The organism is Pseudomonas sp. FBCC-B35 (assembly GCF_059133755.1).
The window spans coordinates 2,169,924-2,187,922 of the sequence record NZ_CP101439.1 but is presented as its reverse complement, the minus strand read 5'-3'; the positions used below and the strand labels follow the sequence as shown (position 1 = coordinate 2,187,922).

At 58.4% G+C, this 17,999-nt stretch carries 23 protein-coding genes and 1 pseudogene; 17 read left to right on the top strand and 7 right to left on the bottom strand.

Annotation, left to right across the window (positions count from 1 at the left end; translation table 11 throughout):
* Positions 1 to 105: 105 nt before the first annotated feature.
* From NMB38_RS10155 to NMB38_RS10140, 4 genes are all read right to left on the bottom strand, one after another.
* Positions 106 to 885, bottom strand: coding sequence for a hypothetical protein (locus NMB38_RS10155; protein WP_494355039.1), 780 nt, complete (start codon positions 883 to 885; stop codon positions 106 to 108).
* Positions 872 to 1,843, bottom strand: coding sequence for a phage replication protein (locus tag NMB38_RS10150; RefSeq protein ID WP_494355038.1), 972 nt, complete (start codon positions 1,841 to 1,843; stop codon positions 872 to 874). Before NMB38_RS10150 ends, NMB38_RS10155 begins: the two co-directional genes overlap by 14 nt.
* Position 1,844: 1 nt before the next feature.
* Positions 1,845 to 2,531 carry a Rha family transcriptional regulator gene (locus tag NMB38_RS10145; RefSeq protein ID WP_494355037.1) on the bottom strand — a complete coding sequence of 229 codons (687 nt, stop codon included), beginning with the start codon at positions 2,529 to 2,531 and terminating at the stop codon, positions 1,845 to 1,847.
* A 153-nt stretch (positions 2,532 to 2,684) separates the two neighbouring features.
* A complete protein-coding gene (locus tag NMB38_RS10140) occupies positions 2,685 to 2,921 on the bottom strand; it encodes a Cro/CI family transcriptional regulator (protein WP_494355036.1) in 237 nt (78 codons plus the stop codon).
* Between the two features lie 109 nt (positions 2,922 to 3,030).
* Between NMB38_RS10140 and NMB38_RS10135 the strand changes: the two genes are divergently transcribed.
* The 10 genes from NMB38_RS10135 to NMB38_RS10090 all read left to right on the top strand — a co-directional run bounded on the left by NMB38_RS10135 (position 3,031) and on the right by NMB38_RS10090 (position 8,903).
* Positions 3,031 to 3,678, top strand: coding sequence for a LexA family protein (locus NMB38_RS10135; protein WP_494355035.1), 648 nt, complete (start codon positions 3,031 to 3,033; stop codon positions 3,676 to 3,678).
* 166 nt (positions 3,679 to 3,844) lie between these two features.
* Complete coding sequence (locus tag NMB38_RS10130) at positions 3,845 to 4,093, top strand: DUF1654 domain-containing protein (protein ID WP_494355034.1); 249 nt, start codon at positions 3,845 to 3,847, stop codon at positions 4,091 to 4,093.
* 651 nt (positions 4,094 to 4,744) lie between these two features.
* Positions 4,745 to 5,527, top strand: a complete 783-nt coding sequence (locus NMB38_RS10125) for a hypothetical protein (RefSeq protein WP_494355033.1) — start codon at positions 4,745 to 4,747, stop codon at positions 5,525 to 5,527.
* Between the two features lie 27 nt (positions 5,528 to 5,554).
* Positions 5,555 to 5,734 carry a carbon storage regulator CsrA gene (gene csrA / locus NMB38_RS10120; protein ID WP_494355032.1) on the top strand — a complete coding sequence of 60 codons (180 nt, stop codon included), beginning with the start codon at positions 5,555 to 5,557 and terminating at the stop codon, positions 5,732 to 5,734.
* A gap of 63 nt (positions 5,735 to 5,797) precedes the next feature.
* Positions 5,798 to 6,103 (top strand): hypothetical protein, encoded by a 306-nt coding sequence (locus tag NMB38_RS10115; RefSeq protein ID WP_494355031.1) that lies wholly within the window; start codon positions 5,798 to 5,800, stop codon positions 6,101 to 6,103.
* Positions 6,104 to 6,500: 397 nt separating this feature from the next.
* Positions 6,501 to 6,884 (top strand): response regulator transcription factor, encoded by a 384-nt coding sequence (locus NMB38_RS10110; protein WP_049696053.1) that lies wholly within the window; start codon positions 6,501 to 6,503, stop codon positions 6,882 to 6,884.
* Positions 6,885 to 6,903: 19 nt separating this feature from the next.
* Positions 6,904 to 7,173, top strand: a complete 270-nt coding sequence (locus NMB38_RS10105) for a hypothetical protein (protein WP_049696054.1) — start codon at positions 6,904 to 6,906, stop codon at positions 7,171 to 7,173.
* Entirely contained in the window at positions 7,170 to 7,628 is a 459-nt protein-coding gene (locus NMB38_RS10100; protein ID WP_288649687.1) for a hypothetical protein, read from the top strand. The genes NMB38_RS10105 and NMB38_RS10100 overlap by 4 nt, the downstream gene beginning before the upstream one ends.
* A gap of 88 nt (positions 7,629 to 7,716) precedes the next feature.
* Positions 7,717 to 8,064 (top strand): YfdP family phage-associated protein, encoded by a 348-nt coding sequence (locus NMB38_RS10095; protein WP_049696056.1) that lies wholly within the window; start codon positions 7,717 to 7,719, stop codon positions 8,062 to 8,064.
* A gap of 23 nt (positions 8,065 to 8,087) precedes the next feature.
* Entirely contained in the window at positions 8,088 to 8,903 is an 816-nt protein-coding gene (locus NMB38_RS10090) for a DUF2303 family protein (protein WP_494355030.1), read from the top strand.
* 97 nt (positions 8,904 to 9,000) lie between these two features.
* On the opposite strand, the gene NMB38_RS10085 is transcribed toward NMB38_RS10090, so the two are convergent.
* Positions 9,001 to 9,306, bottom strand: a complete 306-nt coding sequence (locus NMB38_RS10085; protein ID WP_494355086.1) for a hypothetical protein — start codon at positions 9,304 to 9,306, stop codon at positions 9,001 to 9,003.
* Between NMB38_RS10085 and NMB38_RS10080 the strand changes: the two are divergent.
* Positions 9,229 to 9,965: pseudogene (locus tag NMB38_RS10080) on the top strand (Mu-Gp12 family protein). The gene NMB38_RS10085 and the pseudogene NMB38_RS10080 overlap by 78 nt on opposite strands.
* A gap of 117 nt (positions 9,966 to 10,082) precedes the next feature.
* Here NMB38_RS10080 and NMB38_RS10075 read toward each other — a convergent pair.
* On the bottom strand, positions 10,083 to 10,607 hold the full coding sequence (locus tag NMB38_RS10075; protein WP_494355029.1) for a hypothetical protein: 525 nt from the start codon (positions 10,605 to 10,607) through the stop codon (positions 10,083 to 10,085).
* A gap of 662 nt (positions 10,608 to 11,269) precedes the next feature.
* On the opposite strand from NMB38_RS10075, the gene NMB38_RS10070 reads away from it, so the two are divergent.
* From NMB38_RS10070 to NMB38_RS10045, 6 genes are all read left to right on the top strand, one after another.
* Positions 11,270 to 11,707, top strand: coding sequence for a hypothetical protein (locus NMB38_RS10070; protein WP_494355028.1), 438 nt, complete (start codon positions 11,270 to 11,272; stop codon positions 11,705 to 11,707).
* Between the two features lie 214 nt (positions 11,708 to 11,921).
* Positions 11,922 to 12,479 carry a hypothetical protein gene (locus NMB38_RS10065; protein WP_494355027.1) on the top strand — a complete coding sequence of 186 codons (558 nt, stop codon included), beginning with the start codon at positions 11,922 to 11,924 and terminating at the stop codon, positions 12,477 to 12,479.
* A gap of 43 nt (positions 12,480 to 12,522) precedes the next feature.
* Positions 12,523 to 13,317 carry a DNA-methyltransferase gene (locus NMB38_RS10060; protein WP_494355026.1) on the top strand — a complete coding sequence of 265 codons (795 nt, stop codon included), beginning with the start codon at positions 12,523 to 12,525 and terminating at the stop codon, positions 13,315 to 13,317.
* Between the two features lie 50 nt (positions 13,318 to 13,367).
* Positions 13,368 to 13,865: a hypothetical protein gene (locus tag NMB38_RS10055; RefSeq protein ID WP_494355025.1), complete on the top strand. Its 498-nt coding sequence runs from the start codon at positions 13,368 to 13,370 to the stop codon at positions 13,863 to 13,865.
* 211 nt (positions 13,866 to 14,076) lie between these two features.
* Complete coding sequence (locus NMB38_RS10050) at positions 14,077 to 15,270, top strand: tyrosine-type recombinase/integrase (protein ID WP_494355024.1); 1,194 nt, start codon at positions 14,077 to 14,079, stop codon at positions 15,268 to 15,270.
* Between the two features lie 20 nt (positions 15,271 to 15,290).
* Entirely contained in the window at positions 15,291 to 16,877 is a 1,587-nt protein-coding gene (locus NMB38_RS10045) for an ABC-F family ATPase (RefSeq protein ID WP_023533837.1), read from the top strand.
* Here the strand turns inward: NMB38_RS10045 and NMB38_RS10040 are convergent.
* On the bottom strand, positions 16,859 to 17,902 hold the full coding sequence (locus NMB38_RS10040; RefSeq protein ID WP_027916461.1) for an alpha/beta hydrolase family protein: 1,044 nt from the start codon (positions 17,900 to 17,902) through the stop codon (positions 16,859 to 16,861). The genes NMB38_RS10045 and NMB38_RS10040 overlap by 19 nt on opposite strands.
* Between the last annotated feature and the right edge of the window lie 97 nt (positions 17,903 to 17,999).

Sequence of the window (17,999 nt, the reverse complement as noted above, 5' to 3'; positions counted from 1 at the left end):
ATATCAGTCTTGCCTGGCGAAGCGCGCCAGCCTGGTCTAAGGGGCCGTCCATCAGCACCATTGAAAATGGCCGATAGCCTGGTACGTGCACGGTCCAGATTCGTTTCACTGCTGCACGCCCGACCCAGCCAACGCCGCGCGCGCCTGACGCTTGCGAAGGTAGGTGCTAACACGGCGCCGCTGCGCCTCTTTTGCACGGGCGCTGTCTTTCTTGGCCTTGGAAGCCGTCAATATCGAGCGGACTTCTGCAAGCTTCTCCCGCATCGCGGCGCTGGGCTGCGCGCGCACCTCTCCGGTCAGCAGGCCTGCGATGGCCTGGCCATCAGCAGTCACCGGAGCTATGCGAAGGTCGGCGAGGTACTTGCCCCCCATGTCACGGCTGATCAATTGAGCCCGCACGGCCGTTTCAACGGCAGTCACGCGTCGCCCGGAATCGAAGCCCAGAGAAACCTCCCAGGTGGCAGGCTTGTCTTCAGCGCGAGCGAAGCTGACCATGCGCTCATAGGCACTCATGAACGCCATTCGGGCGCCTATTTTGTCGCCTGCCTCAAGGATCGGCTGGGACGCCACCATGGCCTGGCGAATCTCGGTGGTGAGCACTACCGTCTCGTATTCGTCACTGGCTGCCAGAGCGATTGACCATGCTTCATCCTTACCGGGCCGGCCATCGGCAGCGTGGATGTGTTTCAGGACCATACCCAGCGACAGGCGCCCGGCTGGTTCACGACGGCAAGCGCGCAGAGCGGCAACGATCACCTCAGGTTCGTGCGCTGACAGGTCTTCAGCGATCAGCTTGGCCCCTGCCGCACTGATGGTCTGGCCCATGGCCTCAGCCGTTGCGCAAATAGCCATGGCCAGCTCGGCGATATCGTCACAGGAAAGCATTGCGTTTGCTCCCTTGGCTGTTCCGGATGGCATCGGCGGCGTCGTGGGCGGCGTTGATGTTTGCTTGGGTCTGCTCCTGCTGGCGCGCCGTGGTGGCGTTCATCTGACGGTTGGTGACCCACTGGGTGTGATAGGCCTCGCACTTAGTGAGCAGGTCGCCCAGGTTGTGGCAGCCATTGATCAGTCTGGAGTCGTTGATCGACACGAAGTACGCGGCCACTTGGTGGGCGACGTCGATACCCAGGCGGTCGATCAGTTGTCCCAGTTGCCCGCCGACCTTGGCGTTCCACACTGGCCAGGCGCCGTAGCGCTTGCGATAGGCCATGGCGTAGTTGGCCCAGGCCTTGTAGGTCTTGCAGGTCTGGTCCTTCGGCCCTGGCATGTCCTCGGGGATTTCACACCGAGGTGCACCAGCCGGAACCAGCGTCAGCCCCGTGGGTTGCGACGGCGGAGCCGGGGCATCCTGCGAACTGTGACTGGTACCCTGATTGGTATCTTGATTACTGGTATCTTGATTTGTCGGAGATTTTTCCGACCCTAGCTCGGATTTATTTCCGACCTTGCTCGGATTTTTTTCCGAGGTAGATCGGATTTTTTTCCGACCCTCTGTACCCGCCTTCAAGGTCGGATATTTTTCCGACCCATCCTCTTTTTTGTTCCACTGCGCTGCCTTGTCGGTCAGCCGGAAAAGCGTGACACTCGAAGTGCTCGAAAGCTCGATCAGGCCAACGTCCTGCAGCGCCTTCAGCATGCGATACGCCGTGTCGGGCTTATCCGTCAGCAGCGGCAGCTCTTCGATGATCTTGGCCTTGCTTAGCACGAAGAAGACGCCCTGCTCAGTCGTCATCGCCTTTGCCCAACTCGGGCAGCCATAAACGAATGCGAACAGCAACGCCTGCTGGGAGTTGAGTCCCCACTCCAAGGCCTTGACCTGGTTGATGGTTACAGTGAATTGCATGTCAGCTCCGCCCTGCGCTTAGGCCAGCCACGGGCACTGTGAGAAGCTCTGCCAGGCGTGCCAACCCCTTCGGCGTTACCAGAACATCGAACGCTGCGCGGTCACTGCCTGTTTCGGGATCAGGCTTAAGGCCGGTCACTTTGTGCTTGAGCAGCCCCGCACTGATCCGGGGCTGATATGCAATCCATCGCTTGGAGCCGCGACGACGGTAGATCCAGCGGTTTTCTTCCAGCCAGCCAAACAGCTTGAATGGCGCCACCTGAAGCTGCTTGGCCGCATCGGTGACACATATGGCACCGCCGGCACTCGCCAAACGCACGATGGCCGCGACCTTCGGTGCCTGCTTGGCGAGCGCATCCTGGAGGCGCTGGTTCTCCTCGGCCTTGTCGGCAGCCAGGCGCAACCCCTCTGCGAAATTTGTGGGGACCCGCATGTGCGCCAGCACTCGGGCCTCCAGTTCCTGCCAGCGATCAATGATCCTGGCCCGGAGTGACGCGTCGTAGCCCGAAACCAGCACCAGGGCATCCCGCTGATCGAGAAGGAATTCAGGGTAAGCCTGGCCGTTTTGGGGATGCACGTAGGGGGTCTCCTCAGATTTGAGGACACCCCTTTTTGCCAAGGCTCGAGCGTCACGCAAAACGTTGTCGTGACTCTTGCCGGTCAGCTCAGCCACTTCACGAGTCGACATCAATCGGCGCAGTTGCTCAGTGCATGGAACTGCCGAGGGAGCGTGGGTGTTGCTTGCATCGATCGCTCTATGCATAATCGACCTCGATGTTTTGTTGAAGAAACCGGGCTGCCACCCGGTTTTTTTGTGCCTGCGATTCGAGTACTGGATGGATCAGCAGGTGTTTTGGTCATCTACTGGCGCAACGCCAGCCTTGCCAGACTTAGCGCACTCCTCTGCACACGGCTTTGCATACGCCATCAGTGCACCGCCTGAGAGAATCTGAAGTTGGTACTGGCGAGAGATCGGGACGACCTCCCCCCACATGGTTACTGCGCTTGGCTGGATACCCAGCGCTTCGGCCAGTTTTTTCTTGCTGCCGAAATGGTTAGCGGCCTCACGCGTTTTCATTGCGTTTCCTCGATGGAGCGTCTGCGAATTTCAGCATGCTGAAGATGCATAGTCAACGGCGCCATTCAGAGAACTGCATACTTAAATTCAGTTAACTTAAAATTAACGCATGGAAAGACACGAACGAATAGCCAAAGCCATCGCGGTTAGCGGCATGAAGAAGGGCGAAATTGCGGCCGCTTGCGGCGTTGCAAACTCAGCTGTCACTCAATGGATCTCAGGCGAAAGCAAAAGCCTCAGGCCTGAGAACTTGTATGCCCTCGCCAAAGCAACTGGTTTTCGCGCGGAGTGGCTCGCCATCGGCGAGGGACCGGAGGTCGAAGCGAGCAACGTCGAAACCATCGCTCAACTTAAGATGTCTTTTAGGTACCCTGTGATCAGCTGGGTGGCTGCAGGGGCCTGGGCCGAGGCCGTCGAACCGTTTCCTCCGGGGTTCTCTGACCGGTACGAAGTGTCCGACTACGACTCTAAAGGCGTGGCGTTTTGGCTCGAGGTCAAAGGCGACTCCATGACTTCGCCGGTCGGAACAAGCATCACCGAAGGCATGATGATTCTCGTTGATACTGAGGCCGAGGCCATTTCAGGGAAGCTGGTCGTGGCTAAGCTCGCCGACAGTAACGAAGCCACGTTCAAGAAACTTGTCGAGGATGGCGGCAGACGATTTCTGAAACCTTTGAACCCTGCATATCCGGTCGAGATGTGTGCGGAAGGTTGCCGAATCGTGGGTGTGGTTGTCCGAGCAATGATGAAGTTGTAATTCTCCTCCCCACAAAAGCCCGGCTTTGAGCTGGGCTTTTTTGTGTCCGTAGGATGGACTATTTACCCCAAATGTTCACAGATGCGTGCCTTCGAAGCGTCAAGGGGCTTGAAAAATAGCTCCACTCAGTTTAACTGTATGTATATACAGTACAAGGAGTTTATAGATGTTTCCGCTCGCGTTCTCACATTCGCCTTCTCGCTCTTATGAGCGCCTCGGTTACCGGATCCAGCAAGCCGTTGCGTCACCTCATGTGCAGAAACGCCAGTTCGTCGAGCTTCGGCCCGCGCCCGATGAGTCCTCTGCGGACTGGGCTCGTATCCTGAAAGACCTGGAGGAGACCACCGGCATCCGAGTTGAGTGGCTGGAGTCGGGAATAATCCGTATTGGATGGCGAGAATTCAGCGAAATCTGACACAAATGGCCCGCACTGAGCGGGCCTTTTTTTGTCCTCCAATTTAAGATTACTGAAAATAATTATTCAGCATACTTGACCTTATGATTTCAGATTGCTTAAATTCACTCAACGCCGCAATGGCGACGGGCAGCTACGGCAGCCATCGCTCTTTACACAACCCGACGTGACCACCTCGACGCACCCAGGCTATCACCTGGGTCGGGACAAGCTAAGTCGTCGACCACGCAGCCTCTGGATAGCTGCCGGACTCCCCCATGGGAGGACGCCAAACCATGCGAGCCACCTGATGCGTAGCCAGTAGCTGCAGCAGGTAGTGGTGGGGAAACCCGGCGCCGAGCATGGAGCGGATCAAAAACCATAGGAGGAATCTGCCGATGAAGTAGCAAGTCCAGCCGGAAAACGGACCGGCCACCCACGACGAGCTGCCCTACCCAGTAGGCCGCCGAGCTGCAGCTGGCAGTCGTGTAGCGAATACCTAACCCCATGACCACCCCGCTAAGGCCGATCAAAGCGAGGTGACCAGGGAAGCTCTAGGCCAGACAGAAGATCGGGTGAAGCCTTCGGTGGTGGACCTCGAGCACGGTTTCACTGGCTGGCCTTCTCACGAGGGCCAGACGGGAAATCAACCACACATGGATGGATCACCTAATGACTCAACAAACTCTTCAGGAACTATTGGTCGAGCGCGTCAGCGTCTATGCCCAGTCGGACCGTGCGCGCGAATTGATCGATCAAGGCGTTGAAAGCATGTTCAAGGACGTGGTGAAGGACACTTTCCGCTCCTATGGCGATTTCGGCAAATCAGTGCAAGAAGCCATCAAAGCCGCTCTGCCAGCTAACGTCACCGACATGTTTGAGCTGCAGCGTTACAACGCTCTTGTAGCAAACGCACTTCGCGAGCGGTGGGAGGCAGCTGCGTTGCAATCCACCGTGCTGGACCAAGCAGAGAAAGCCATCGCAGAGGTGATGGACGGTGAAGGCCTGCTGAGCGGTGAAGTTTCCCTCAAAGGGTTGCTGGATGAGTTCGTTAGCGAGCATCGCGAGAAAGCCGCCGAGGAGCATTGGATGAACCCAGAGATCCGCTTCGAAGAAACCATGAGCGGACGGTCAGAGTTCCTCTACATAGGCTTTGATCCAGAGCCAGAGGACAGTCGCGCCATGTCCTCCTGGCGAACTGACTCGCGGGGAATCTACAGCATGAAGAACTCGCTGCACGTTCACATCGTAGGCTCGCGCAAGCCTGATGAGCCGCACCTCCCGAGCATACAGGTAGCCGAAGTCCTAAGTGCGAAGTTGGATGACAAACGTATAGCCGTAAACATGCGCATTCGCTCCAAGTGGAAACGCATGTTGGCTTCGCTCTACTTCGGAAACGCCGTGCTCCTGATCGACTGCGATCCAGACGATTTCAGTTACGGCTTCGACGACTGACCCAAACAACACCCAAGGAGTAGGACCATGCCGATACTGACCCGCAAAGTGGGCGAAACCATTGTGATCAACGACACGATTCGAGTCACGGTGCTGCAGGTTAAGGGCAACCAGGTGCGCATAGGTATCGAGGCACGGAAGGACGTATCGGTGCACCGCCAAGAGATTCAGGAGCGAATCGCGGCTCAAGCTGAAGTTGCTGCCTGATTTGATTTCACTGGCTGGCCTTGGCGACAGGGCCAGACGGGAAATCAAACCGAGGCCCATATCGTGAACAAAGAAGAAATCTATGACGCGCAAATCAGCCCTCTGATGCTACAGATCATCGAGATCTGCAAGTCAAAAGGCATTGCGATGATAGCCAGTTTCGACATCGGCCGTGACGGCGAGGGGCCAAACGGTGAGGACTGCACTGGGCTGCTCTGTTCCAGTCTCACCCCGGATGGTGATGGAAATCCTAACCCAGCGTTCCAGCAGGCATTCGGCCTAATCAAGCGGGGACGCTATGCATCTCCTGCACTTCACGTAACCACGCAGCATGCCGATGGCACACGCACGCTTGCCGCGATCATCTGATACCAAGACAGCCGGAAAGACGGCCCGATGCCCTGCTTCCCATCGCAGGATGCATTGGAGATTGATCGGAGCGTGCTCAAGCGAGCTGCAGCGCTAGGATCGCAAAGACCCGTGAACCTCCTGTGCCGGTATATGCGAGACGGCCAATACCAGAAATGCGGCGGGAACCAAGCAGGAGTAGCGCCCTGGTGTTCCGATCAATCTCCGATGCAGACAAATCGTAAAACGCATCACTGTGGTCCTTATAAATCGTAAGGCTCATCCAGCCGAACTTTATCGGCATCCCCTTCCCTTCACATACGACCGCATTGGCAGGCGCCAGGCCCGCGCTTCTCGGCTGCGCGTGGGATTGGTCACCCGCCCTGACGCCTGACCAATGCGGTTGCTGAGGACAATCATGGAAACGATCACCTGCGGCTCATGGACCGGCCAGCTCGGCAAGACGCTGGCACCTCGCGAGCTGGAAGCACTGCTCTGGGTTGCCCAGGGCCTGACCACCAAAGAGATCGCGCGGCAGATGGCGGTCACCCCTGGCACCGTGGCCAACCGTATCGAGGCTGCGCTGTTCAAGCTGGAAGCCGGGCGCCGCATCGAGGCGGTCACCAAGGCCATGCGCCAGCAGATCATCAGCCCGCTCTGCATCGTGCTGGCAGGCCTAATCGCAATGCACTCCGTCATCAACGACAGCGACCCCATGCGCCGCGATCGCCGCGCACCTGAGCGTCGCGCCGCCCAAGTTCGAATCGTTCGCAAGGCCGAGGCCTTCGAGCTCCACGCCTGATTCCACCGAGGATCGCCCCATGCAAACAGCAATGCATCCCGCTTTCGCGGAGAAACTTGCCGTGCTCGCAGCACTGCTTGAGCGCAGTCAGTCGGCACGGGCCGAAGCCCACAACAAGATCGGCCAGCCCGCTCCGCGCTATCAGGCCAGCGGCAAGAGCGGCGCTTGGGATGTGGTCGAGATCGCAACCGGTGCGGTGCAAGGCTTCGCCTATAGCTACAAGGCGGCGATGCGGTTTGTCGATGCGTGCGAAGCTGGGGCGGCCACCAAAACAGGCGCGCGGCAATGAGCAAGCGCAAGCCCCACAACATGAGGGCCCGCCTTGAACGGACGTGCCGGGCCCTGGTCTCGGCCAACCACGCGGCCGTGGTCAACATCGACCCAAGCGGACAGCAGGTGCTGATCAACTGGAAAAACCTAAAACAGATCTGCGTGCGGCAAGTCGTCGACGCAGTCTGCGACATCCCCCACCGCTGGACCATCTACCTCAGCGTGCTGTGCCGGACGGAGTTCGGAGAGCGCTATCACAAGTCGATCGAAGTCGCGCCACAGGGCAACTACCGCGCCGAGCACCTGACCGACGTGATTGAGGCGGCCTACACAGACCTGCGGGCCACGGCCAATCCTAATCACCTGGTGGCAGCCGGCTGGATCGCCATCCCAACCGACACAACGCTCGACGAAGCAGAGGCCGCAAAGATCTTTGCCGCTGTCGGCGCCTGGAGTCAGCAGAAAGCAGCATGAAGCGCATCACCTCACGCGTTCGGCACGGCCGGCGCCAGCAGTACATCAACCTGCCGCCCAGCGGCCTTGTCCTCTCGGAGCATCAGCAATGCCAAAACCAACAGACACTACCGAGTTCCTGCAGGAGCTCAACGGCGGCGCATTCGCCAGCCAGATCGGTCATGCCCTCTCCGAAGTAGCCGCCGGCGTGGTCGATCACGGCAAGGCCGGCAAGATCACCATCACCTTGGACTTCAGCCAGATCGGTGACTCGCACCAGGTGAAGATCAAGCACAAGCTGGCCTACAAGGTGCCCACCAAGCGCGGTGACCGCAGCGAAAACACCAGCTTGGACACGCCGATGTATGTCGGTACCGGCGGCAACATTTCGCTGTTCCCCGAGAAACACGACCAGCTCTTCAACCGTGATGAAGCTCCGGTCCATCCACGCACCTGATCCCTACAGCAAGGAACCTTCGCATGTCTTTCACGAAAGAAGCGCTTGAACTCATCCAAAAAACCACTATCGCCGCCGCCGGTCGCGACCTACCCGCACTGGGCCCGGTCGTTGTCGTACCGCAGCATTTCAACGTGGTTGACCTGGAACGCTACCAAGAAGGCCGTAACCGCTTCCGCGGCACCTACTCCACACACTCGCTGGCCGACTACAGTGCCTACGTCGTTGAGCGCGCGGCCCCGGCTGCCCGAGGCTTCATAGATCAAGACAGCATGAGCTGCATAGTGCTGTTCAACATTGGTACAGCCGAAGAGCCAGGCCATGCCGATGACCGCGCTGTGCTTCGCCTCAAGGCCTCCGCTGCATTCGCCGCCGTTCAGGCGGTGTGCGGGCAGAGCCTGGCGCAGAAGGCTATGAGTGACTGGATCGAAGACTGGAACCAGCACTTGTCGGCCACCGATGAGAATGGCCAGACCATGACCATCGCCAAAGCGATCGCCGCCGTTCGCACCATCACAGTGAAGGCCTCGTCGGAGAGCGATCACGCCGTCGGTGAGACCCGCGCCAGCCGCAGCACTATGGACCAGATCGAGGCCAGCAGCAAAGAAACCCTGCCTGCCTGGCTGGACTTCAAGGTCATTCCGTTTGAGGGCTTGGCCGAGCAAGTGATTCGCCTGCGTGTTTCTGTCATCACCGGCGGCGCGCAACCAGTGCTGAAACTGCGCTGGATCGGCGAAGAGGCCCAGCGCGAGGCCATCGCTCAGGAATTCAAGGCCGTGCTCGACGCGAGGGTCGGTACCGCTGCGAAACTGTCCCTGGGCACCTTCGACGCGAAGTAGTGAACTACCCGCGCCACATCATCGCGGTGTCGCCGCCTGTGGCGCGGAAGCCTGAAGTCTGCAGGCCGACCCAGCTCCGGAGGGAGCGCGCTAATAACTAGACCGATTTGGCTGGCGACCCTGCTCTTACTACTGAAAGTCGCATCAAAGCAGATAGCGCATCTGCGTAGTCAATGCGGTTTTTGCCCAGAGCTTGAGCCAATTCATCGTCTGAAATCTTCCACTCCTCCGAGAGTGAACCATCAGCTTTGTTAACCGAAAGGTAAGCTTCGTTCACTACTCCGTTGAAAAGCCCAACTGCGAATGTCGAATACCTGCCATTTTCATGATGAGACTCATGGCGCTCTGCATCTGGGTACTTGTTAAAAAACGCAAAGAAGGCAGTGTGCCTTTGCAGATCCATCAGAAACCTCCATTCGGCCCCATGCCGGTCACCCGTAGTACCTCATCCCAAATCAAATTGCCACCATGCCGCCGCCAGCACGGAGGGCGGCGCATGCATGGGGAAAGCCATGAGCTACTTCTACAAGACCAATCGCCAAAGGTCCCGACCGCAGCGCAGGCCTGGGACGACAAGAACGGCGCTTGGGGCGCTCAGAGCAAGAAGTCGGGTGAGGCCTTCGGCGCCGATGCATCGTCGATGTACAGCGGCTCTCGCAATTACGTCGGCGGTATCAAGCTCAACGCCAGCCGCGACCTTGATGTGCATTGGTGCCGCCCAGACGAATACGGCTACCGCTCGCTGCGCCGGGCACCAAAACATGCTAAGGGTACAGACAAAGAGGTGCGCGCAGCCGAGAAGGCTGAGCAGCAGCGCCTGGACGACCTATGGACGCACACTGCCCTGACGCTATCGACCGGGACGAAATGTGGGAGGCGATTGGCGTTGAGCGCTGCGGCATCTGGATCAGTGGCGGGATGTGCTTCATCTATGGCGATACCGTTTACCTGAACTTGGGCAGCAAGGCTGCTGACGGAGATGTTGAGGGCCTGTTTGAGATTATCAGCAGCGAGTACGAAACAGCCCGCCAAAGCGTATTCAGCGCACGTAAAGTAGCCTGAGCCTCCGAGGCTGTCCGCCAGCGCCTGTTCTTTGCAAACGATGAGCGCTCAATTGGGCTGGTAACTGCAAGCCACAACAAGTATGCAAAAGTACCAATTGCTTACGCCCAGAAAAATTTAAACCTTGTCAATTGATAGTCCTTCAAGCGTCTCGCCGGTGTAGCTTGGAGCAGACTCGCTCAAGGCCACTGGTCTCTCTTTTGAAGCATTTATGATCCCATCGATCCTTTCTTTCTCCTCCAAAGCATGAGCATTGAGCTCTATGATTTTTTCGTTGGCTACATCAACGGTATTAGGAATGAGAGCCCCATCAGGCCCGACCAAACCACTCGATCTAGGCAGAGGGCGTCGATGCGCGACTGCACTAACATGCTCTGCGAAGATTTTAAGCATATCCTTAGATGGTGTGGTTCTCGGATCGCAAAGGATTCGAGCACTTTCGCTATCTGCGTGAAATTCGGTGGCTTTGCCACCAGACAAATCGACGTTCTTATGCGACATAGCATAGGAGCATAAAGAAACTGAGCCACATATCCCTGCAGCAATCACGGGTATGTGCCACATTTCTTTCTCAAACCAGAGGAAGACAAACCCTGCGGCTAATGATAGTGCCGTCAACACAACCCAGCACGTCGTGAACACTTGGCTGCGCCTCGGTGTCAGGTTTAGATTGGATTCGAATCCCCCATTAAACGCCATACTAAAGCGCCCCTACTGATACTTTACCATCCTCATGGAACGTCGGAGCAAAGTGAGGAAACTGACTTTTCATATAATCGTTGCGCATATGAAAAAGCTGAATTATTTTTACAACGTCTTTGCCATAATGAATTGTCGTTCCTTCTCCCATGAAGCACTTGTCTATCGTAAAGAACGTGGTAGAGACGTGCAAGCGACAGTTATCGAAACGACAGTTAATGAAAGTCCACCCATCCAAGTGGACATCCTCACCATTGAACCACTGTTTACTCACCACATTATTCATAAACGGCGAAGGGCTTGGCTGACCTGCAGAAGGCTGCATCCATGGTAGTGGCTGGAAAAGTGAGTTACTCAATTTCATGCTCCCGTGATCGTATCAATGCAAGCATACTACCAATTTGCCACCATTCACCTCCACCAATTATTTCGTGAGATCGATGGAGATGCATCGCATGCACCAGCCTCAGAAGCTCGAGGAACTGGCCCCCTGATAGGGGCGGCAGTATCAGCACAATCATGATCTGGAGTACATCTGTACTCCATCCGGTGTGTAACCCTCTCCCCTCTGTTCACTGCCGCGATATGGCGGCCAAGGAATCGTTATGCCTGCAGAAAAGATTTCGTTCGTCAATGGCAAGCCTGCGGACTGCGGTTGCCAAATTCAGTACAGCAGCGGCGGCGGTGAGTACAGCGACGTGCACTATGTCACGTTGTGCGCCACACACCAGGTAAAGCGCTTCGGGCCAGTCGAGGTCAAGCGCGATGAAGATGGCTGGTGGTATCACCCTGACGGACCGGAATTTGACGAAGACGTTGGGAGGTTTGACGCCTGGCTCAAGGAGCAGAAGCTTGAACTCAAGCAGCGCTCCATGGATGCGGACGGCCTTGAGGATCATCCCTACTGGGATATCGATTCGAACTGCTCTGGATGCGTTGGCTGGGAACCTCAGTCACCCGGACCTGAGTGGTTCCTGTTGGAGATCTTCGACACCGAAGACGGACCCTATGTGAGCTGGGTGCGGCGAGTGGTGACGCCATGACCCGCCTCGCCCTCTGCCTCCAGCTGCTGGCCACCCTGGCCGGCTGCAAATTCGAGGCCTGCATCGACGCCTCCGGCAGGAACTGCAGCCAGGCACGCGCCAGCACTTGCGAGTTCAACGCTGACACGCGGCGCCATCTCTCCCCGCACGAAACCCAACCCGAACCTACACCCGCTCTGGCGCCTGGGCGTTGGATTGATGAGAGGTATGAGCTGTGAGCAAGATCGATTGGAGTAAGGCGCCAGAATGGGCGGATGGGCACGGCCTGGTAGCCCATCACGGAATCACCGAGGTGTGGATCAACATGGACCAGTACGCCGTGGTCGGCGCCGAGGATCGCGTCTATCCATACGGTGGCGATACCGGCGATCACCGGCACAATTTCACGCAGGGCCAGATCCAGTACATCACGCCGCGGCCAGCGCGCTGGGATGGCAAAGGCCTTCCGCCAATAGGCCAAAAGATAGAAATGAAGCACAAGCGCTCCACGGAAGACTGGGCTCGACCTGGATTCCAAGAGGTGATCATCACCGCCATGGGCGCGCAACTGTTCCTGGTCACCTACCGCGAGGGTGGCGAAGAAAACTGCGGCCACCTTAGTGAATACGAATTTCGGACGCTCAGTTCTCCTGAGCAACGGGCGGCGGAAGAACGCCAGCGTGCTGCGCGACAAATGTGCCTTGATGCCGGGCATGAATCACCAGCACCCGGGCAGATCAATATGGGCCTCAGGCTCTACGACGCCGGCTACCGCAAGCAGGTGGCGCCATGATCGCCCTCGCCTACATGGCCTACCTGATCTACAGGGGGCCGTGATGAGCGAATTTAGCCTCTACCACGGCGAGTGCCTGGATTTTATGAGGTCCATCCCGGACGCAAGCGTCGACTTAGTGTTAGCCGACCTCCCCTACGGCACGACACAGTGCGCCTGGGATGTGGTTATTCCGTTTGCCCCCCTGTGGGAGCAGTACTTGAGGATCGCCAAGCCGGAGGCCGCCATAGTGTTGTGTGCGGCTCAGCCTTTCAGCTCGCTACTGGTCGCCAGCAACCCGGGCGATTACCGCTACGAGTGGATCTGGGAGAAAGGCAACGCTACCGGTTTTCTGAACGCCAAGAAGCAGCCGCTGCGGGCTCATGAAAGCGCCCAGGTCTTCTACCGACGCCAGCCGGTTTACAACCCGCAGATGACCACCGGTCACGAGCGGCGGACGGCGAAGCGGAAGACGGTCAACTCGGAGTGCTACGGCAAGGCCCTGTCGCTCACCGAGTACGACTCGACGGACCGATACCCGCGCTCGGTGCAGTTCTTCTCGAGCGACAAGCAGACGGCCAACTTCCACCCGACCCAGAAGCCTGTCAGCTGGATGCGGTTCTTGATCGCCACCTACACCAACCCGGGCCAAGTTGTGCTTGACAACACGATGGGTAGCGGCACGACCGGCGTTGCAGCAGTCCAGTTGTATAGGCGGTTCATCGGGATTGAGAAGGATACCGACGAAAACGGCAATCCGCTTGGCTACCTCGACATTGCCAGGCAGCGAATCGACGAAGCCATCGCCATTCGCGATACCCAAGCGGCGCAAATCGAACTTTTCGAAGCGCGAGCCTAACCACTTCCCAACTACTCAAGCCCGCCGATGCGCGCGGGCAAGGATTTCCTATGTCCGCAACTCAACGATTCCACCACACCGCGAATGACTGCCTAGAGCGCCTGGCGGCCGATCTCTGGCCGGAAGCCAAGTTGGCTCTGGTCATCTACACCCCTGAAAAGCCTGAGCTCGACATCGTGCTCAAAGACAGCGGCCTTAACGTAGACGAGGTCGTGAGCACCCTGCGGCGACGCGGGGGGTTGGGTCTGGATGGCGAGAACATCTACAAGCGACTGCTCTCCGACGCCATCATCGGCGCCCTGGCCTTCGGCAAGCAGAACAATAATCCTCCACCAGATGGCCACTGGGGTCAGGAGTTCTGGGATATCGGACGCGCCGAAGGTGCACTGCAGGAGGAACTGGTGCAGGCGCTGCGCCTGGTGCGGAAAGAGCTGGATGCTAGCCAGCGAGTGATCCATTACGCGGGCGGCTTCGATCCGGCCTATGTAAGCGACGCCCAGGCCGCACTAAAATTTGCCGACGCCGTGCTTGAGCAAATACTCGTCTGACCACCAACCTGCCGCCACCGGCGGCGTGGAGACCAACCATGGAAACCGCCAACACCGGTGACGTCGACAAAGTTACCGAACAGAAAATGGCCGATTTACTCGGCTGCACGAAGCGCGCTCTCGAAGGCCGGCGACTACGGGGGTCTATTCCCGAGGGCGTATGGATGAAGCACAGCGGCCGAATTATCTACAGCAAAAAGAGGTATGACGAATGGCTGGAAAGCCAATGGATTTACCCCCTGGCATCGACGTCCACTACGGCTCGCTCCGGCTCAGGTTCATGTGGGAAGGTGCTCGCAGGAGTGAGACCCTTCCCTATCCCGCGACACAAAAAGGCATCAAGGCTGCATCCCAGCTTCGAGATAAAGTAAACAGCCTGATAAAACTCAACCTACTCGACCATGACAAGTACGCGGAACTCTTTCCTAGCTCCGGCGCTGTCGTGGGTGGCGTACCAACGTTCGGCGAGTACGCTCAATTGTGGTTGGACAGCCGGGAGATCGCGGCGGGCACGAGGCTCAACTACAAAGGCACCTTGAATCTGTATTGGGTGCCCCACCTCGCCTTGGTACGTATAGATCTGATCACGCCCACGCTTCTTAGGCGGATCGTCACCTCGATCACCTGGACATCGGCATCCGTTAAACGCAATGCCATGGTGAAGCTGTCGACAATCCTCCGCTCAGCTGTGCTGGACGGGCTGATCACCAGGAATCCCGCCGAAGCGATCCAACTTCCAGCGCGCTCAAGGAAGGAGGTCGATCCGTTCACTCTCGACGAGGCCAATTTGATCATCGCTGAGCTATACAAGCACGCGCACTGGCCCAGCCAGATCTACGCAGCATTCTTCGAGTTCATGTTCTTCACGGGGCTTCGTCTCTCTGAAGGCTTGGCTCTACGCTGGGATGCGGTGGACTCGATAAAGAAAACCGCTCACGTCCGACGGACAGTCGCGCTGGGCGTTGTGGAGGAGAGGACTAAAACCGGCCGTGATCGGTTTGTTCTGCTCAACGACAGAGCGCTGCATGCCTTGGCGTTCGCGAAGCAGTATGCAGAGCGCCGCAAGCAGGGCAAGGGGCAGTTCAATGAGTCGCCGTTCGTCTTCCCTCCAGGGAAGAATGGCGAGTACGTCAAGCAGACATCGGACCTTCACCACCAATGGCGCCCAACCCTGAAGGGTTTGGGGATCCGATATCGCCCACCGTATAACTGCCGCCATACCTATGCGACAATATGCTTAATGTCCGGTCTCAACCCCGCATTCATCGCCCAACAGCTCGGGCATAGCGTGCAGATGCTCTTATCGACTTATGCACGTTGGATTAACTCGTCCAATGACTGGCAGGAGCTGGAAAAGCTCCAGATTGGTCCGAAATTGGTCCGTAGCTGCGATGAAGCCACGTAAGTTATTGATAGGTAAGCTCCTTGATCTCCACCGCTAATATCACCATGCAATTCGGCTCCAAGCCGCTGTTCGAAAACGTTTCGGTCAAATTCAACAATGGCAACCGCTATGGCCTGATCGGCGCCAATGGCTGCGGCAAGTCGACCTTCATGAAGATCCTGGGCGGCGACCTGGAGCCTTCTGGCGGCCAAGTGATGCTCGAGCCCAATACGCGCCTGGGCAAGCTGCGCCAGGACCAGTTCGCCTACGAAGAATTCACCGTGATCGATACCGTGATCATGGGCCACGGCCATCTCTGGAAGGTCAAGGCCGAGCGTGATCGTATCTATTCGCTGCCTGAAATGTCCGAAGAAGACGGCATGGCTGTCGCCGAGCTGGAAACCGAGTTCGCCGAAATGGACGGCTACACCGCCGAGTCGCGCGCAGGCGAATTGCTGCTGGGCCTGGGCATTCCGCTGGAGCAGCATTTCGGCCCAATGAGCGAAGTAGCGCCGGGCTGGAAGCTGCGTGTGCTGCTGGCCCAGGCCCTGTTCTCGGACCCGGACGTACTGCTGCTCGACGAGCCGACCAACCACCTGGACATCAACACCATCCGCTGGCTGGAAACCGTGCTCACCGCGCGTAACAGCACCATGGTGATCATTTCCCACGACCGCCACTTCCTCAACAGCGTGTGCACCCACATGGCTGACCTGGACTACGGTGAGCTGCGCCTGTTCCCCGGCAACTACGACGAGTACATGACCGCCGCCACCCAGGCCCGCGAGCAGCTGCTGTCGGACAACGCCAAGAAGAAAGCCCAGATCGCTGAACTGCAAACCTTCGTCAGCCGCTTCTCGGCCAACGCCTCCAAGGCCAAGCAAGCCACCTCGCGGGCCAAGCAGATCGACAAGATCCAGCTGGCCGAGGTCAAGCCGTCGAGCCGGGTCAGCCCGTTCATCCGCTTCGAGCAGACCAAGAAACTGCACCGCCAGGCTGTAACGGTCGAGAAAATGGCCAAGGCCTTCGACGACAAGGTGCTGTTCAAGGACCTCGGTTTCACCGTCGAAGCCGGAGAGCGCGTCGCGATCATCGGGCCCAACGGCATCGGCAAGACCACCTTGCTGCGTACGCTCGTAGGCGAGATGACCCCGGACAAGGGCGAAGTCAAATGGACCGACAGCGCGGAAGTGGGCTACTACGCCCAGGACCACGCCCATGATTTCGAAGACGACATGACCCTGTTCGACTGGATGGGCCAGTGGACATCGGGTGAGCAGGTGATCCGCGGCACGTTGGGGCGCATGCTGTTCTCCAACGATGAGATCCTCAAGTCGGTCAAGGTCATCTCCGGTGGCGAACAGGGCCGCATGCTGTTCGGCAAGCTGATTCTGCAAAAGCCCAACGTGCTGGTGATGGACGAGCCGACCAACCACCTGGACATGGAATCGATCGAAGCGTTGAACCTGGCGCTGGAAAACTACCCAGGCACCCTGCTCTTCGTCAGCCACGACCGCGAATTCGTCTCCTCGCTTGCGACCCGCATCATCGAGCTGTCAGCCGATGGCGTGGTGGACTTCAGCGGCACTTACGACGAATACCTGCGCAGTCAGGGCGTGGTGGCTTGATTCAGCGTATTCACTGAGCGCTTTTCAGGCTGCGGGGCCTCGAGCGTCTGCTCGAAGAACGCAGCCGTCTCGCGTTGCAGCGAACGATGGATGTGCCGGCGGTCCACCCCCTCGGCATCCTTGCACAGCGCCGGCATGCGCAAGGCCTGCTCAGCGTCACAGCGCGCCATGAACACGAAATGACCGGCGCCTGCCAGCAGGCGGTAGTCAGGTGTGACGGGCAACTTGCGGGCCAGGGCTTGGGCGTTGCGATCGACGGCGACGAGCTGGTCCTTGTCGCCACTGTAGATGAGCACCGGTAGGTGCACATCGACCAAGGCGTGGCGTCCGAACAGCAGGCTCAGCGGCGCCATCAGCATCACCGCCCCGACGCGGGAATCTGCCTGGGGTGACAGTTCGCTGCGGTCGGCAATCAACACACCGTGGGTTTTGCAGGCGTCGTGATCATCGGGTCGCTCGAGGCAATATGCACGCAGGCGCTCAAGGTCAGGGCGCGCGCCGGCCAGGATCAAGGCGGTTTCGCCGCCGGCCGAATAACCGATCAATCCGACTTTCCCACCGTTCAGCCGAGGCCCAAGCAGCGCATCGCTGCGCGCAGCGGTGATGGCGGCGCTGACTTGCAGTGGCCGACCGTACAGATTGCTCAGGGTGCCCAACCGGCTGGGGTCGCGGGCATTGTCGCCTGGGTGGACCACAGCGACCACCACATACCCTTGCCTGGCCAGTGACGTTGCCAGGTAGTGCAAGGCCAGGGGGCTACCGGTGTTGCCATGCGAAAGCACGAGCAACGGAAAACGCCCCTGGGCCACAGGCACCTCTTCAGCCACCTCCAGCGCGTAACCGTCGATGTGGCTGGCCCGAGCATGCCCCTTGGCAGGATAGAACGCCAAGGCTTGCATGGGTCGGCTGTCTACCGGGTCGGTCAGCATCATATGATGCAAGCCGGCTACCCAGGGCGAAGCATTGGCTGCGCCCATCGAGCCAACGACCATGGCCAGTGCCAGCAAGCAACGAGGAAGGATCATGGGGGCTCTGCGCATGGCCGCTGGATAGGTTGAGCTTAATCGCTGCCCTTGCGTCAAAAATGAAAAACCGATGAAACATCGGCCGCGCCAGGGCTGA

Coding starts and splice junctions, on each gene's coding strand:
- NMB38_RS10105 (WP_049696054.1), top strand. CDS start 6,904: ATGCAAACAGCAATGCATCCCGCTTTCGCGGAGAAACTTGCCGTGCTC.
- csrA (WP_494355032.1), top strand. CDS start 5,555: ATGCCGATACTGACCCGCAAAGTGGGCGAAACCATTGTGATCAACGAC.
- NMB38_RS10095 (WP_049696056.1), top strand. CDS start 7,717: ATGCCAAAACCAACAGACACTACCGAGTTCCTGCAGGAGCTCAACGGC.
- NMB38_RS10140 (WP_494355036.1), bottom strand. CDS start 2,921: ATGAAAACGCGTGAGGCCGCTAACCATTTCGGCAGCAAGAAAAAACTG.
- NMB38_RS10070 (WP_494355028.1), top strand. CDS start 11,270: ATGCCTGCAGAAAAGATTTCGTTCGTCAATGGCAAGCCTGCGGACTGC.
- NMB38_RS10145 (WP_494355037.1), bottom strand. CDS start 2,531: ATGTCGACTCGTGAAGTGGCTGAGCTGACCGGCAAGAGTCACGACAAC.
- NMB38_RS10085 (WP_494355086.1), bottom strand. CDS start 9,306: ATGGATCTGCAAAGGCACACTGCCTTCTTTGCGTTTTTTAACAAGTAC.
- NMB38_RS10050 (WP_494355024.1), top strand. CDS start 14,077: ATGGCTGGAAAGCCAATGGATTTACCCCCTGGCATCGACGTCCACTAC.
- NMB38_RS10125 (WP_494355033.1), top strand. CDS start 4,745: ATGACTCAACAAACTCTTCAGGAACTATTGGTCGAGCGCGTCAGCGTC.
- NMB38_RS10110 (WP_049696053.1), top strand. CDS start 6,501: ATGGAAACGATCACCTGCGGCTCATGGACCGGCCAGCTCGGCAAGACG.
- NMB38_RS10055 (WP_494355025.1), top strand. CDS start 13,368: ATGTCCGCAACTCAACGATTCCACCACACCGCGAATGACTGCCTAGAG.
- NMB38_RS10130 (WP_494355034.1), top strand. CDS start 3,845: ATGTTTCCGCTCGCGTTCTCACATTCGCCTTCTCGCTCTTATGAGCGC.
- NMB38_RS10040 (WP_027916461.1), bottom strand. CDS start 17,902: ATGATCCTTCCTCGTTGCTTGCTGGCACTGGCCATGGTCGTTGGCTCG.
- NMB38_RS10060 (WP_494355026.1), top strand. CDS start 12,523: ATGAGCGAATTTAGCCTCTACCACGGCGAGTGCCTGGATTTTATGAGG.
- NMB38_RS10100 (WP_288649687.1), top strand. CDS start 7,170: ATGAGCAAGCGCAAGCCCCACAACATGAGGGCCCGCCTTGAACGGACG.
- NMB38_RS10135 (WP_494355035.1), top strand. CDS start 3,031: ATGGAAAGACACGAACGAATAGCCAAAGCCATCGCGGTTAGCGGCATG.
- NMB38_RS10090 (WP_494355030.1), top strand. CDS start 8,088: ATGTCTTTCACGAAAGAAGCGCTTGAACTCATCCAAAAAACCACTATC.
- NMB38_RS10150 (WP_494355038.1), bottom strand. CDS start 1,843: ATGCAATTCACTGTAACCATCAACCAGGTCAAGGCCTTGGAGTGGGGA.
- NMB38_RS10155 (WP_494355039.1), bottom strand. CDS start 885: ATGCTTTCCTGTGACGATATCGCCGAGCTGGCCATGGCTATTTGCGCA.